Origin of the sequence: Mesorhizobium sp. AA22, from assembly GCF_001672375.2 — a bacterium.
Taxonomy (GTDB): Bacteria; Pseudomonadota; Alphaproteobacteria; order Rhizobiales; family Rhizobiaceae; genus Mesorhizobium; species Mesorhizobium wenxiniae.
This window is the reverse complement of the sequence record NZ_CP048406.1, coordinates 2902421-2917083: the sequence shown is the minus strand read 5'-3', so window position 1 is coordinate 2917083 and position 14663 is coordinate 2902421. Positions and strand designations below refer to the sequence as shown.

The window sequence follows — 14663 nt, the reverse complement described above, 5'->3', positions numbered from 1 at the left end:
GGCACATGCTGAACTCAAGGCGCGGCAAAGCAGGAGCGGTTCGCCCCAGCAATCTCACCTCGTAGGTTTTTCGTGAACCGGTGTGACGGGGCGCCCGTCGATCGGACGCCCCGAAACTGCGAACCTACTTCTGGATGCAGGTGTCGGCCGTATCCTTGGTGCACTCGTCGAGACCGGTGAAGACCGGATCGGCGACCGGCTTGCCTTCGATCAGGTCAATCATCACCGAGGGCGCCTTGTAGCCCATCTCGAACGGCCGCTGGCCGACTAGCGCGGTCACCAGACCCTCCTTGGCGATCGCCACTTCCTCACCGATCGTATCGGCAGCGCCGATGACGAACTCGTTCTTGGCGATTTTATCGGCCATCGGCTTGAACAGGTCGCGATAGGGCTGCGGCGCACCGAACAGCGGCCAGCCGCCCATGATGCCGAAAGCGTCGAGATCGGGATTGGCGGCGAGGATATCGGTCATCGCCTGCACGCCCTTGGCGCCGTCGTCATTGGTGAACACCGGGCAGCCGGCGACCTCGGTCCAGCCGCCCTCGCCGGCGAGCGCCGGGAGATCCTTCTGGCCTGTAAGCGCGTCGCGCATGCCCTGAGCGCGGCGCAGGATGTTGTCGGCCGCCGGATTGCCTTGGATGGTGCAGATCTTGCCGCCATCCGGCTTGGCCTTCTTGATATACTCGCCGATCTTGTAGCCCATCAGGTAGTTGTCGGTGCCGAGATAGGTCTTGCGCAGCGCCGCATCTTCCTTGCTGAGGTCGGCGTCGAGCGTCATGATGGGGATCGACGGATTGGCGCTTTTGATCGTCTGCGCGATCAGCGGCGCGTTGGACGGCGAAATGGCCATCGCCACCGTGTCTGGCTTGCTTAGCATGTCCTGAACGATCTGGGCTTCGCCGGCCTCGTCCGAGGTCGACGCCGGACCTGTGTAGAAGCATTCATATTCCGAGTTGGCGTTTTCCGAGTTCCATTTCTGGCAACCCTGGTTGATGGCCTCGAAGAACGGATTGTCGAGCCCCTTCACCACGATGACGAGCTGTTTCTTGGCCATAGCCGGCCCGGCGCCCAACGCCAGCATGGCGACGGCAGCGAGCAATAGTGATTTCCTCATTTCAGTCCTCCCTTGAAACAGACGGACACGGCGTGCCCGCCACACAGACCGGCCCGGATGCGCGATGACAGAGGTTCGTTTCGCGAGCACTCGTGTCGCCAAGCCGGGCCGATAAGTATTTCCAGATGCGGCCGCAGACCAGCGCGGTACGGACGCTGCCAGATCCTCGACCGATAAACCTCCGCCGATTCCGCCGGCGCGCCGGAACAGGAGATCGGCATAATCTCCTCCGACGCTTAGCTAATATCGGCTTGCGACCAACGTCAATTGCTATTTGTCCTACAAAACGGATTTTTCGAAAGAGGCCGCTGTTGACGGCAAGGGGGCATGTGCGTAAATGGGCGAAAGCGCTGTTCCCGGGAGGGGCTGGGGAGAGCGAGGCCGCGGCAGAACCGCTGGCCGGAACCACGGGGAGGAAGCAGTCTGGTGTCGGTTCTCGAACTCGCCAACATCTCGAAACATTTCGGCGCCATCCAAGCCGTCAACGACGTTTCGCTGTCGATCGAGGCCGGACAGGTGGTCGGCCTGATGGGCGATAACGGCGCCGGCAAGTCGACACTGGTCAAGATGATCGCCGGCAACTTCCGCCCGAGCCACGGCACGATGCAGATGGACGGCAAGGAACTGATCCTGCACAAGCCGGTGGAGGCGCGCCAGCACGGCATCGAGATCGTCCATCAGGATCTGGCGCTGTGCAACAATCTGACGGCCGCCGCCAACGTCTATCTCGGCCGCGAGCTGCGCCGCGGCGTCGGGCCGTTTCGCATCCTCGACTACGCCGCGATGTACAAGCGCGCCGGCCAGATCTTTGCCGTGCTGAAATCCGAAACCCGCCCGCGCGACTTGGTCAAGCAGATGTCGGGCGGCCAGCGGCAAGCGGTGGCGATTGCCCGCACCATGCTTTCGCAGGCTAAGATCGTGCTGATGGACGAGCCGACGGCGGCGATTTCGGTCCGACAGGTCGCCGAGGTGCTGAACCTGATCCGCCATTTGCGCGACCAGGGCATTGCGGTCGTGCTGATCAGTCACCGCATGCCCGACGTCTTTGACGTTGCCGACCGCGTCATCGTCATGCGGCGCGGCCGCAAGGTTGCCGACAAGACGATCGCGTCGAGTTCGCCCGAGGAAGTCACCGGGCTCATCACCGGCGCCATCGAACAGGTTTGATGTCAGCGGGTTTCATCACGCAAGCAGATAAAGGTCGACGATGGCAGTAACTCTTGACCAGACGATCGCGCAGAAGCAGCACACTTTGCTGACCAGGGTGTTTGCCAGCCAGACCTTCTGGGTGGTGATCGCGGTCATCCTCGCCTGCCTGTTCCTGTCTGTCGCCACGGATTCGTTCGCCACGACGAAGAACCTCTACAACATCACCCGTAACGTCACCTTCGTCGCCATCGTCGCTCTGGGCATGACCTTCGTCATAATCACCGGCGGCATCGACCTTTCGGTCGGTTCGGTGCTTTGCCTGTGTTCGATGGTGCTGGCGGTGACCATGCATGCCGGCTACGGCATCGAGATCGGCATTGCCGCTGCAATCGCGACAGCGCTGATCATCGGCGCCTTCAACGGTATCTTGATCGCCTATCTCGGCTTTCCGCCGTTCGTGGTGACGCTCGGCATGCTGTCGATTGCGCGCAGCCTTGCCATGGTCGCCTCCAACAACACCGTCGTCTTCCAGTTCGGGCCGGATCACGACAAGCTTCTGGCGCTGGGCGGCGGCGCCTTTGTGTTCGGCATCGCCAATCCGGTGCTCTACACGATCGTGCTGGCACTGATCACCGGCTTCGTCCTGCGCTGGACGAAATTCGGCCGGCACATCTTCGCCATCGGCGGCAACGAGCATGCGGCGACGCTGACCGGCGTTCCGGTGCGCCAGATCAAGGTCGCGGTCTATATGATCTCGGCGCTCGCGGCCGGTATCGCCGGCATCATCCAGACCGGCTGGCTTGGCGCCGTCACCACCAATCTCGGCAACGGCATGGAGCTTCAGGTCATCGCCGCGACCGTCATCGGTGGCGCCAACCTGGCCGGCGGCATGGGCACGGCCTTTGGCGCCGTCGTTGGCGCGGCGCTGATCGAAGTGATCCGCAACAGTCTCGGCCTGCTCGGCATCAATGCCTTCTGGCAAGGCGTGTTCATCGGCGGCGCCATTCTGCTGGCGGTCCTGTTCGACCGGATCCGCAATTTCAGGCGCAACGAATAGACCGCAGTTGACGAACGCTATTCGTTTCCCTTGCTATCGCTCAGTCTGATAATCGGCCGGTACGGCCCATGACGGGCGCCAGGCGTGCGCATGTGCCTTGACGCAGGCCCGGACTGAGCCCCACTATCCCCATTGCAGGCGAAGGGAGGCCAGTCGCCTGCGGGAGGATATACCCATGACGGAAGCGATCAGGCTCTACTGGGGCCGGTTCGGACATGTTTCTGTCCTGAACGTCGCCAGCGACTTCGTCACCCATGCCCATGTCGAGGCGCATATCATCATCTGGCTGGAAGGCACGGCCGGCGAGATGACCATCGGTCGCGAAACGGTGCGGCTTGGGCCCGGCACCGCCGCCGGCATCAATTCCTTCCAGCCGCACAGCCACGCTTTGTCCAGCGACGGCCGGCCCGGCCTGTTCCTCGCCTTCTACATCGATCCGGACTGGGCGCGCCGGCGTCGCGACCTGCCGTCGTCCGCGCCGCTATTTTCAGCACCGGGGATCACGCTGGAGCCCTGGCTGCACAAGGCGGCAGCCAACCTTCTCGACCATCTCAGCGACAATGAGAGCATCGACGACATCGCCAATTACGAGATCGAGCGCTTCATCGACAGCGTGCTCGACGCCGCCGACGCCTCGGCACCGCAAGTAGCACGCGCCCGCGTCCACACCATGCAGGATTTCCGTGTCCGCAAGGCGATCAAGCTGATGAAGGCCAATGTCTGCGAGCGTATCTGCTTCGACGATGTGGCACGCAGCGTCGGCCTGTCGCGGCCGCATTTCTTCGCGCTGTTCAAGGAGCAGACCAATCTGACGCCCAACGTCTACTGGAACACGTTGCGCATGGAGGAAGCCGTGCGGCAGTTGCAATGGTCGCAGGAGCCGCTGATCTCGGTCGCCTGCAATCTTGGCTTCACCACCCAGGGCAATTTCTCGCGCTTCTTCCGCGATCATGTCGGCGTTCCGCCGACACTCTATCGCGAGGCGGCGCGGGCCATTTCCTGAGCCGCCTGGCAGCCGTTTTTCAGACTATTTGATAGGCGGTCAAGACGCATTGATAAGCGCCGCCGGGCCCGCCGCCCTACCCTCGCGACATACATGCTTGCAAGGGAACGACCTTATGGCGAAAGTTACCATCTCCAGCGTCATCGACGCGCCGGTCGAAAAGGTTTGGGCGCGCATACGCGACTTCAACGGCCTGCCGAGCTGGCATCCGCGTATGGTCGAAAGCCATATCGAGGACGGCAAGGATCCCGGCACGATCGGCTGCGTGCGCAACTTTCAGCTCGCCAGCGGCGCCCGCATTCGCGAAAAGTTGCTCGACTTCTCCGACGGCAATTTCCTCGTCAGCTACTCCATCCTGGAGACACCGCAGCCGCTGACCAACCACAAGGCGACGCTGCAGCTGCGGCGGGTGACCGATGGCGACCGCACCTATGCCGAATGGACCGCCAGCTTCGACGCGCCCCCGGAAGAAGCCGACAAACTGGCCGAGGGCATGGGCGCCAACGTCTTCCAGGGCGGTTTCAACGCTTTGAAAAGTCATTTCGCCGGCCAAAGTTGAGCAAAAGGAGCCTTCCATGGCGCTCGCCCTGCAGACTTTCTCGACGGTCAAGGACGCCAATGCGGCGCTGAAAGCCGCCGGTACCCGATACCTCGGCGGCGGCACGCTGGTCGTGCGCGCCGCCAATGAAGGCGATGTGTCGGTCTCCAGCCTCATCAGGTCGACCGAGCCGGCGCTGTCGGCGATCACCGTTTCCGGCGGCAAGGTCCGCATTGGCGCTTCGGTGACCATGGCGGCGATCGCCCGTCATCCGGATCTCGCGTCGCTTGCCCACGCGGCGCGCGCCGTCGGCGGCCCGGCGATCCGCACCATGGCGACCGTCGGCGGCAATCTTTTCGCCCCGGCGCCCTATGGCGACTTCACCGTGGCGCTGCTGGCACTGGACGCAACCGTCAATATCGACGACGGCGAGCTACCGATCGAAACCTTCCTGGCAAAACGCGAAAGCAACCACGCCATCATCACCGCAGTTGGATTTACGTTTCCGGCTGAAGGCTTTCGCTTCCTGAAAGTGTCGAGGATCAAGCCGAAGGGCGTCTCGGTGCTGAGCATCGCCGCCGTGCTGGAACAAGCACCGGACGGAACCGTGTCTTCGGCACGGATAGCGCTTGGCTGCATGGCCGACCGGCCGATGCGTGCGACGGCGGCGGAGAAGGCGCTGCTCGGCAGGACGCTCACCAGCGATGGCATCGCGCCGGCGCTTGCTGCGGCCGGCGACGGCACCTCGCCTGTTACCGATCCGATCGCCAGTGCCTGGTATCGCAACGAAGTCCTGCCGGTCCATCTCGGCCGGCTGCTACTCGGCTGAAATATCCAGGGGAGCGCGCTTGCCCACGAGCAGGCGCGCCAGGAGGAAACATGGCAAAGGTCCCGGTTCAGTTCACGCTCAACGGCGCGGAGAAGGCCGAATTCATCGACAGCGGTACGACGCTGCTCAACGCCCTGCGCGACAAGATCGGCGACACCTCACCGAAAGGCGGCTGCCATCAAGGCACATGCGGCGCCTGCTCGGTCATCATCGACGGTGAGCTCCGGCTCTCCTGCCTGACGCTGGCCGAAACCTGCAACGGTGCGGCCATCACCACGACATCGGGGCTTTCGGAAGGCGGCGTTCTGCATCCGCTGCAGCGGGCCTTCCTCGACGCCTTCGCCACCCAATGCGGCTTCTGCACGCCGGGCATGATCATGGCCGCCAAGGTGCTGCTCGACCACACGCCGAACCCCAGCCGCGACGAGGTGGTCGAGGCGCTGTCGGGCAATATCTGCCGCTGCACCGGCTACGAGCCGATCATCCAGGCGGTGCTGACCGCCGCGCGATCCAATTCGCAGAACGCGGCTTGAGGGGAGTCGAAAAGATGGAACTCCGCAAGAGCTACTTCGCCGACCAGCGCAAGGACGATCTGCACGAGATCGGCCAGCCCAGGCCGCGCTCGGATTCCCCCGGTCACGTCACTGGCAAGACCGCCTATTTCGCCGACCGCAATTTTCCCGGCATGCTGCATCTGAAGATGGTGCGCAGCCCGCATCATCACGCCCGCATCCGCAGCATCGACACTTCAGAGGCCGAGAAACATCCGGGCGTCGTCAAGGTGCTGACCGCCAAGGATGTGCCGCACAATGTCTACACCATCCTGATCCTGATCCAGATCGGGCCGGAAGACGAAACGGTTCTGGCCGACGGCAAGGTGCGCTGGAAAGGCGAGGCCGTGGTGGCGGTGCTGGCCGAGACCGAGCGTGCCGCGCAGGAAGCGGCGGCCAGGGTCAAGGTCGATTACGAGGTGCTGCCGGCAGTCTTCGACATGGAGGAGGCGCTGAAGCCCGGCGCGCCGATAGTGAACGAATATCACGGCCGGAACTATTACCACTATGACAGCGGTGAATGCCGCAAGGTGCGCTTCGGCGATGTCGAGGCCGGCTTCGCTGGCGCCGACCATGTGCTTGAGCAGACCTACCAATCTTCGCCGATTGAACACGCACCGACCGAGACGACCGGCTGTATCGTCGCGCCGGAGGGCAATGACCGCTTCACCTGCTACACCAACACGCAGGCGATGTTCTTCACCCTCGACAATGCCTCAATCATCCTGCAGATGCCCGGCAACAAGCTGCATTTCGTCGGCGGCACTGTCGGCGGCGGCTTTGGCGGCAAGGTCGACGTCATTGTCGAGCCGATCGCCATCCTCGGCGCCAAGCTGACCGGGCGGCCGGTCTCCTTCATCTACAGCCGAGAGGAGGAGATGCAGATCTCCTCGCCGCGCGCTGCCGAAAAGGTCGTCATCAAGGATGGCGTCATGAAGGATGGCCGCATCGTCGCCCGCAAAGTCACCGGCTACACCGATGCCGGCGCCTACTCACGCCATTCGCCCTATGGCGCGCAGAAGGGCGCTGGCCACTACCCCGGCCCTTACACGATCCCGAATGTCTGGATCGACACCTACTGCGTCTACACCAACCGCACGCCTTCCTCCGCCATGCGCGGCTTCGGCGTCACCATCGGCGATTTCGCGCTGGAGGTGCAGATGGACAAGCTCGCCCGGTTGATCGGCATGGACCCGCTCGAATTCCGCTTCATCAATGCCTACCGCGACGGCGACATGAAGGCGCACCGCCAGCCGACCGAAGGCGCTGCGCTGATCGAGTGCATGCAGGAAGCCTCGCGCACCGCCAACTGGCCGGTGGCGGAGAAGTTCATGGCGATGTCGTCCTACGCGAAGGGAGCTTGAGATGGCGATCAGGCGTGGACGCGGCGTCGCCGCAATCAACTATCCGACCGGCATGAACCTCGGCGGTGACCCGACCCAGGCGCTGGTGCATTCGACGCCGACCGGCAATTTCATGGTGACGCTGTCGAGCGTCGATCTCGGCCAGGGCATGAAGCAGATCATGGCGCAGATCTGCGCCGAGACGATCGGCGTGCCGTCCGACCGCGTCGTCGTCGACACCGCCGACACCGATACCGGCCCGCACTGCATGGGCACCTTCGCCTCGCGCGGCACCCACCGCGCCGGCAACGCCGTCATCCAGGCGGCCAGGGAAGCCCGCCAGGTGATGCTGGAAGTGGCGGCCGAGGAACTGGAAGTGAATGCGTCGGACCTCGAAACCGACGGCCAAGGCAACATCCTGGTCAAGGGCGCGCCGCAAAAATCGATTTCGATCTTCGATGTCGCGCTGTCGGCTCACTTCAAGCGCGGCCGCTCGATCTCCGGTCGCGGCATGTTTTTGATTCCCCGCTCCTATCCCGAGAAAGAAACCGGCGCGATGAAGCCGTCGACCTGCTACGCCCACGCCTGCACGGTGGCCGAGGTCGAGGTCGATGACGAGACCGGCGAGGTCACCGTGCTGACGGTCAAGAACATTTTTGAGATCGGCCGCGCGCTGAACCCGAAGATGGTTGAGCAGCAGCTCATCGGCGGCTCATGGATGGGCATCAGCCACGCGCTCTACGAGACGACTGAACCCTATTATCCCAATCGCGATCATGGCGGCACCGACTTCAACCAGTATTTGATGCCGGGACCGGGCGATCTTGCGCAAACCGAGATCATCGTGCTGGAACGGCCATCGGCCGACGGCCCGTACGGCGCCAAGGGGCCGGGCGAAATGTGCGCCAACCCGCAAATCCCAGCGGTCGCCAATGCCGTCTTCGATGCCGTCGGCGTGCGCATAGACACGCTGCCGATCACGCCGGAGCGCATCCTGCGGGCGTTGAAGGCGCAAGCCCCGAACTGAGTGTTGGAAATGCCCAAGAGAAGCGCCGAGACTATCGCGACCTCGCCGGAGGCGGTGGCGTCGCACCTCGCCGCCTCGCACTATCTCGCCGATGAAAGCTTGGCGACTGCCGTCTTCCTGGCGATAAGGCTGGGCAAGCCGCTGCTGCTCGAAGGCTCGCCCGGCGTCGGCAAGACCGAAGCGGCGAAGGCGATAGCCGAACTGCTCGGGCGCGATCTGGTGCGGTTGCAATGCTATGAGGGCATCGACGCCGCGCATGCGCTCTACGAATGGAACTATCAGCGCCAGCTGCTCGCCATCCGCCACGCCGGCGAGCATGAGGTCGACATCTATGACGACCGTTTCCTGATCGCGCGGCCGCTGCTGCAGGTGCTGAAGGCCCCGGAAAAGCGCGTGCTGCTGGTCGACGAGATTGACCGTTCGGATCATGAGTTCGAAGCGCTGCTCTTGGAATTCCTTTCCGATTTCCAGATCAGCATTCCCGAGCGCGGCACCATCCGTGCCAAGGCGCAGCCGATCGTCATCCTGACTTCGAACCGCACGCGCGAGCTGGCCGAGGCGCTGCGTCGCCGCTGCGTCTATCACTGGATCACCTATCCCGACGCCGAGCGCGAAGCCGAGATCATCATGCTCCGTGCCGGTGACGTCGCAGAGGCCACGGCGCGTGCGGTGGCTTCTGCCGTGCACGATATTCGCGCCCGCCCGCTGGCCAAACCGCCGGGCATCGCCGAAGCGATCGAATGGGCGAACGCCGCGACCATCCTCGAACAGGGCGGCACTCCTTGGCCGGAAGCGTTCCGCCGCGCCATTGGCGTGCTGATCAAGGACGAGGAAGACCTGTCCTATATCGCCCCCGAGCTTGGCCGGATCGTCGAGGAGGCACTGGCGTGACGGGTGGCGTCAACGACCCCTTCGCCCCGTTCACGGGGAGAAGGTGCCCCAAAGGGGCGAATGAGGGGCAGCGCCAAACGCGAATGTCGACGCCGCCCCTCACCTGCCTGCCGGCATCCTCTCCCCGTGAACGGGGAGAGGAGACCTTGCCGCGGGCGGCTGCACCTCTCCTCGGCTTTGGCCGGCTGCTGCGCCGCTTCGGCTTTTTGATCGCTCCAGAGCAAATCTCCGGCTTCCTGCAGGCGGTGACGCTGCTTGGCCCGCGCTCGATGATCGATATCCACGAAGCGGCGCTTGCCACGCTGGCGCCGCCGCCGGACCGCCGCGACGAATTCGAGGCGCATTTCCAAAGCCATTTCTACGGCAACATGGCTGCCCTCGTCGAGGGCGAGGCCGACGAGGAAACCCGCATCAAGGACGACGGCGGCACCAGCGATGAAGAGATCGAGGTGGCGCACCAGGAGGAAGGCGGGGAGCTATCGTCTGGCGCCGAACAGTTGAGCGCCCGCGACTTCCGGCGCGACGGCGACGGGCTTGCCGCCTTCCGCCGCAAGCTCGCTACCGCTTTGCCCGCCCGCCGCTCCTTTCGCACCGTGCGCACGCACGCGCATGGCAAGCTCGATCTGCGCCGCTCGCTCCGCGAAATCGTTAGCGCCGATGGCGATGTCCCCTCGCCGTTGCTGCGCCGCCGGCAGACCGTGCCGCGCAAGCTGCTGATCCTGATCGACGTCTCGGGCTCGATGAAGCTGCATACATCGGACTATCTCAAACTGGCGCACGCCGCGGTGCAAGGCGCGGACCGGGCGGAAATTTTCACCTTCGGCACGCGGCTGAACCGCATCACGACGGCGTTGCGCATACGCGACCGCGACCAGGCGCTAGCCCGCGTGGCAGCACTGGTCGACGACTGGGATGGCGGCACCCGCATGGGGCCGACGCTGCTCGCCTTCCTGTCGGTGCCGCGCTTTTCCGCTTTCGCGCGCGGGGCGGCGGTCATCATCCTGTCGGATGCGCTGGAGCGCGGCGACCATGCCGAGCTGGAAACGGCGATGCGCCGGCTGAGTGCCCGCGCCTTCCGGCTTTCGCTGGCGACACCGCTGGCCGGCGATCCGCGCTTCCAGCCGGCCACGGCAGCGCTTCGCGCCATCCTGCCTGTGCTCGACGATCTGGTCGATGGCTCGTCGATCGCCGATCTAGCCGATTTCATCCTGTCGCTAGCCCGCCCTGCCCCGGCGGCCTCAGCCATCTGGAAAAGGGTATCATGATGCAGAAGGCGATCGACGCACACTTCCACATCTGGCGCCAAAAGGACCAGCCATGGCTGGTCGGCCCGATGGTGGCGCGCATCTTCGGACCCTATGAACCGATCCGCCGCGACTATCCGATCGAGGAATTCCTGGCCGATCAGCAAGGCTCAGGCGTCGAGAAGGCGGTCTATGTCCAGACCAACTGGGCCAAGGAGGATTTCGAGACCGAGGTCGCCTTCCTGCAGAAGACAGCCGACGAGACCGGCTGGCCGCATGCCATCGTCGGCTATGCCGACATGACGGTGGACGATATCAGGCCCCAGATCGACCGGCTGATCAAGTACCCCCTGCTGCGCGGCGTGCGCATGCAGCTGCACTGGCACGAAACGTCGGCTTTCCGCTTCGCCGCAGCACCGGATCAGGTCATCGACCCGAAGGTGCGAGCCAATGTGGCGCGGCTGAAAGACTACGGCCTGTCCTTCGATCTGCAGCTTTTCCCCGCCCAGATGAAGGACGGGCTGACGCTTGTCGGCCAGAATCCTGAGACCAATTTCATCCTCACCCATGCCGGCATGCTGACCGATATGTCGGACGAAACCACGGAGGCCTGGAAGGCGGGACTGCGAACGCTTTCAGCGGCACCCAACCTCTACGCCAAGCTCTCCGGCCTCGGCACCTTCGTCCACCGCAACGACCCGGCGCTGATCGCCTATATCGTCGACAACGTGATCGACATCCTCGGCAGCGACCATCTGATGTTCGGCTCGAACTTCCCGATCGAAAAGCTATGGACCAGCCACGCCGAACTGATCAACGCGCACCGCGACGCGGTGGGCAGACATGGCGGGGCGGCAGAGGCCGACATCTTCTGGAGTACGGCGGAGAAGGTATATCGGCCGGTGTAGCGCGGCGTTTCCCTTTGCTCCTTCACGTCAAACGTTTGATTCTTCGTGCGAACACACGTCGCTAATGCACGGCTGCGCAAATAGTTTTTCTTTGTCACCGACACAGGACAGACGCCATAGGCGATGATCGTCGAATCCAGAAGCTGCATGAAGAAGGCGACGGCGACGATCAGCGCCCCCGCGCCTGCCGTAGCGGTTCGGGCAAGCGTTTTCGGGAATAGCGGTCATGCGCAGAACTGTGCGAGAAAGTTTTTCCCGGCCACTGGGAACCAGGCAATTGTCCGAAATCGAAGACGCTTCGGTCTGAACAGCATTTTGGCGGCACCGTCTAGGACATGGACCAACAAACTTTCGTGTCGTATCGCGACCTGTTATGCGATGACTGGCCCCATCGAACCAGCCTTTGACACTTCGCGATTTCGTTTCGCCTCTTCTGACCAGAACCCCTCTTCATCAGGACCAATCTGCGCATGAAGCCCATCTACATCGACTATCTGAACGCCCTCGACATTGAAGCGCTTGATATGGCAGACGCGGAAATCGTCGAAGCGGTCGAGGCCGGGCTGGTGGCGCAGGGCAACGGCCAGGCGGTGATCGAGCCGCGCGTCCATCTCGAGCCGGACCCGTCCTTCAACGGCCATTTCAACGTCCTGCGCGGCTACGTCGCGCCGCTCGATGCGGCGGGAGTCAAGATCGTCGGAGATTATGTGGACAACTACCTGCACGGCCTGCCTTCAGAATTCGGCATTCTCAACCTGTTCGATCCGCGCACCGGCACGCCCCGCGCCATCCTCGACGCCACCGTCATCACCGACATGCGCACCGGTGCCGTCACCGCCATCGGCGCGAAACATCTGGCGAAAAAAACGTCGAAGGTTCTCGGCCATGTCGGCGCGCGCGGCACGGCCTACTGGAACGTGCGCCTGCTCGACCATCTCTTCGACTTCGACGAGATCCGCGTGCATTCGCGCCGGCCGGAAAGTCGCGACAGCTTTGCCGCCAAGCTGTCCGCCGATCTCGGCAAGAAGGTCACGGCGGTCGCCGACTGGCGCGCTTGCGTCGAGGGCGCCGACATCGTCGTCGAGGCCTCGCGGCTGCCGGAACCGCAGCCGCTGCTGAAGACCGCATGGATCAAGCCCGGCGGGCTGGTGATGCCCTACGGCACGATGAGCGCGGTGGAGCTGTCGTTGACCGACATCATGGCAAAGATCGTCGTCGACGATTGGGGCCAGTGCAAGGGCGGCAAATTCGGCTCGCTGCGCGCCCATGTCGAGACCGGACGCCTGAGCGAGCAGACGCTGCACGCCGAACTTGGCCAGATCGCCGCCGGCCTCAAGCCGGGGCGCCAGAGCGACGACGAGACGATCCTGTTCTGGCATCGCGGCCTGTCGCTCTCAGATATCGCGCTGGGTAAGGCGATGCTGGCCAAGGCGCAGGCGCAAGGCATCGGCCAGCGGCTGCGTTTCGCATGAGCGCGCTTGTCCTCACCGGAACGGGCGTCAGCATCGAGGACGTCGCGGCGGTTGCCCGCGACGGACGCAAGGTGGAAGTGGCATCCATTGTCATCGACAGGCTGGACAGAGCGCGCAAGGTGCTCGACCGCGCCGCCGCTTCTGGCCAGCCGATCTATGGGCTCAATACCGGTCTCGGCGCCAATCTCGGCACGTCGGTCAGCGGCGACGCCAGCGCCTTTCAGCACCAGTTGCTGGAAGGACGCAGCGGCGCCGTGGGTGACGCGCTGCCACAGGACATCGTGCGGGCGACGATGCTTGCCCGCACCGCGATGTTTTCGGCCGGCGGTTCGGGCATTTCATCAGAGGTTTTCCTCGCACTCATCGGCGCGCTCAATGCCGGCGTGCATCCGGTGATGCCGTCGCTGGGCTCGATCGGCGACAGCGACCTGGTGCTGATGGCAACGCTCGGTCGCATGCTGACCGGCGACGGCGAAGCTGACTTTCAGGGCCGGCGCATGTCGGCGGCCAAGGCGCTTGCGATGGCCCGCCTCGCCCCCGTCAGCCTCGCCCCCAAGGACGGGCTGTCGCTGATAAGCGCCTCGGCGGTGTCCGCCGGCAGCGGTGCGCTGGCAGCGGCTGACGCATTGTCCGCCTTCGCACAGCAACAGCAGGCGGGCGCGCTGACCATTGAAGGCATCGGCGCCAACCAGACGATCCTCGATCCGCGCCTGCAGGCGGCGCGACCGGCCGCTGGCCAGCAGCAGGCCGCGCAACGCTTGCGCGATCTGCTGGCACGCGACAAGGCGCCGACGCCGGCGACCTTGCAAGACCCGCTGTCGATCCGTTGCATGCCGTCGATCCATGGCGCGCTGTTGCAGGCAATCGATCAGGCCAGGCAAGCTGTCGAGATCGAGCTCAACGCCGCCGCCGACAACCCGCTGGTGCTGGGCGACGACGACACGGTGCTGTCGACCGGCAATTTTCACACCCCGTCACTGTCGCTTGCCTTCGAGACGCTCAGTCTTGCCATCGCTCAATGTGCGGCCGCCTGTGCTGCCCGCTTCATCCAGCTTACCGGCTCAGGCCGCAACGGCCTGCCCAAATATCTGTCGCCGGTCGGCGGCGCTTCGGCCGGCTTCGTGCCGCTGCAAAAGACAGTAAGTGCTATTCTCGCCGCCATCCGCCACAGGGCCAACCCGGTGATGCTCGACTTCCTGCAGGTCTCGGAGGGCGTTGAGGACCATGCGACGCAAGCACCGCTGGCCGTTTCGAAATGCGCCGACATGATCGTGCTGTGGCAGCGGCTGATCGCCTTCGAGCTGATGGCCGCCGCACAGGCCGTAGACCTGCGCGACGGGCTGACTCTCGCGCCGGGCACAGCGGGAATTCACGCAGCCGTGCGTGCCCTCGTCGCGCCGCTTAGGGAAGACAGAGGGCTGGGTATTGACGCGGAGGCGCTTTACGCTGCGCTGGCTACCGGAACATGGCTGCCATAGCGCCGGCCGTCGCATATGCCGGCTGACGATATTGTCGAGCAGGTCCTAGCCGACGCGTT

General features: G+C 64.1%; 14 protein-coding genes. 13 read left to right on the top strand and 1 reads right to left on the bottom strand.

Annotated features, from left to right (window positions below; translation table 11 throughout):
- Positions 1-124 precede the first annotated feature (124 nt).
- Positions 125-1114, bottom strand: a complete 990-nt coding sequence (locus tag A9K68_RS14200) for a sugar-binding protein (protein WP_065006737.1) — start codon at positions 1112-1114, stop codon at positions 125-127.
- Between the two features lie 426 nt (positions 1115-1540).
- Between A9K68_RS14200 and A9K68_RS14195 the strand changes: the two genes are divergently transcribed.
- From A9K68_RS14195 to hutH, 13 genes are all read left to right on the top strand, one after another.
- Positions 1541-2281: an ATP-binding cassette domain-containing protein gene (locus tag A9K68_RS14195; protein WP_029351636.1), complete on the top strand. Its 741-nt coding sequence runs from the start codon at positions 1541-1543 to the stop codon at positions 2279-2281.
- A 40-nt stretch (positions 2282-2321) separates the two neighbouring features.
- Entirely contained in the window at positions 2322-3320 is a 999-nt protein-coding gene (locus A9K68_RS14190; RefSeq protein WP_029351638.1) for an ABC transporter permease, read from the top strand.
- Between the two features lie 175 nt (positions 3321-3495).
- Positions 3496-4323: an AraC family transcriptional regulator gene (locus A9K68_RS14185; RefSeq protein ID WP_065006736.1), complete on the top strand. Its 828-nt coding sequence runs from the start codon at positions 3496-3498 to the stop codon at positions 4321-4323.
- Positions 4324-4438: 115 nt separating this feature from the next.
- Complete coding sequence (locus A9K68_RS14180; RefSeq protein ID WP_029351643.1) at positions 4439-4882, top strand: SRPBCC family protein; 444 nt, start codon at positions 4439-4441, stop codon at positions 4880-4882.
- 16 nt (positions 4883-4898) lie between these two features.
- On the top strand, positions 4899-5690 hold the full coding sequence (locus A9K68_RS14175) for an FAD binding domain-containing protein (RefSeq protein ID WP_065006735.1): 792 nt from the start codon (positions 4899-4901) through the stop codon (positions 5688-5690).
- 50 nt (positions 5691-5740) lie between these two features.
- A complete protein-coding gene (locus tag A9K68_RS14170) occupies positions 5741-6223 on the top strand; it encodes a (2Fe-2S)-binding protein (RefSeq protein ID WP_065006734.1) in 483 nt (160 codons plus the stop codon).
- A gap of 14 nt (positions 6224-6237) precedes the next feature.
- Positions 6238-7605, top strand: coding sequence for a xanthine dehydrogenase family protein molybdopterin-binding subunit (locus A9K68_RS32270; protein ID WP_065006733.1), 1368 nt, complete (start codon positions 6238-6240; stop codon positions 7603-7605).
- A 1-nt stretch (position 7606) separates the two neighbouring features.
- Positions 7607-8611, top strand: coding sequence for a molybdopterin cofactor-binding domain-containing protein (locus A9K68_RS32265; RefSeq protein WP_065006732.1), 1005 nt, complete (start codon positions 7607-7609; stop codon positions 8609-8611).
- Positions 8612-8620: 9 nt separating this feature from the next.
- Positions 8621-9502, top strand: a complete 882-nt coding sequence (locus A9K68_RS14155) for a MoxR family ATPase (protein ID WP_065006731.1) — start codon at positions 8621-8623, stop codon at positions 9500-9502.
- Positions 9503-9648: 146 nt separating this feature from the next.
- On the top strand, positions 9649-10767 hold the full coding sequence (locus A9K68_RS14150) for a VWA domain-containing protein (protein WP_246811375.1): 1119 nt from the start codon (positions 9649-9651) through the stop codon (positions 10765-10767).
- A complete protein-coding gene (locus tag A9K68_RS14145) occupies positions 10767-11654 on the top strand; it encodes an amidohydrolase (RefSeq protein ID WP_065006771.1) in 888 nt (295 codons plus the stop codon). Before A9K68_RS14150 ends, A9K68_RS14145 begins: the two co-directional genes overlap by 1 nt.
- A gap of 470 nt (positions 11655-12124) precedes the next feature.
- Positions 12125-13126, top strand: a complete 1002-nt coding sequence (locus tag A9K68_RS14140; RefSeq protein ID WP_065006729.1) for an ornithine cyclodeaminase family protein — start codon at positions 12125-12127, stop codon at positions 13124-13126.
- Positions 13123-14604, top strand: a complete 1482-nt coding sequence (hutH, locus tag A9K68_RS14135) for a histidine ammonia-lyase (RefSeq protein WP_065006728.1) — start codon at positions 13123-13125, stop codon at positions 14602-14604. The genes A9K68_RS14140 and hutH overlap by 4 nt, the downstream gene beginning before the upstream one ends.
- The last annotated feature ends 59 nt before the right edge of the window (positions 14605-14663 follow it).

What these genes read in the sequence shown, in the direction of transcription:
- A9K68_RS14200 (WP_065006737.1), bottom strand. Translation starts at nt 1,114, where the DNA reads ATGAGGAAATCACTATTGCTCGCTGCCGTCGCCATGCTGGCGTTGGGC.
- A9K68_RS32265 (WP_065006732.1), top strand. Translation starts at nt 7,607, where the DNA reads ATGGCGATCAGGCGTGGACGCGGCGTCGCCGCAATCAACTATCCGACC.
- A9K68_RS14140 (WP_065006729.1), top strand. Translation starts at nt 12,125, where the DNA reads ATGAAGCCCATCTACATCGACTATCTGAACGCCCTCGACATTGAAGCG.
- A9K68_RS14170 (WP_065006734.1), top strand. Translation starts at nt 5,741, where the DNA reads ATGGCAAAGGTCCCGGTTCAGTTCACGCTCAACGGCGCGGAGAAGGCC.
- A9K68_RS14180 (WP_029351643.1), top strand. Translation starts at nt 4,439, where the DNA reads ATGGCGAAAGTTACCATCTCCAGCGTCATCGACGCGCCGGTCGAAAAG.
- A9K68_RS14190 (WP_029351638.1), top strand. Translation starts at nt 2,322, where the DNA reads ATGGCAGTAACTCTTGACCAGACGATCGCGCAGAAGCAGCACACTTTG.
- A9K68_RS32270 (WP_065006733.1), top strand. Translation starts at nt 6,238, where the DNA reads ATGGAACTCCGCAAGAGCTACTTCGCCGACCAGCGCAAGGACGATCTG.
- A9K68_RS14145 (WP_065006771.1), top strand. Translation starts at nt 10,767, where the DNA reads ATGCAGAAGGCGATCGACGCACACTTCCACATCTGGCGCCAAAAGGAC.
- A9K68_RS14155 (WP_065006731.1), top strand. Translation starts at nt 8,621, where the DNA reads ATGCCCAAGAGAAGCGCCGAGACTATCGCGACCTCGCCGGAGGCGGTG.
- A9K68_RS14175 (WP_065006735.1), top strand. Translation starts at nt 4,899, where the DNA reads ATGGCGCTCGCCCTGCAGACTTTCTCGACGGTCAAGGACGCCAATGCG.
- A9K68_RS14185 (WP_065006736.1), top strand. Translation starts at nt 3,496, where the DNA reads ATGACGGAAGCGATCAGGCTCTACTGGGGCCGGTTCGGACATGTTTCT.
- hutH (WP_065006728.1), top strand. Translation starts at nt 13,123, where the DNA reads ATGAGCGCGCTTGTCCTCACCGGAACGGGCGTCAGCATCGAGGACGTC.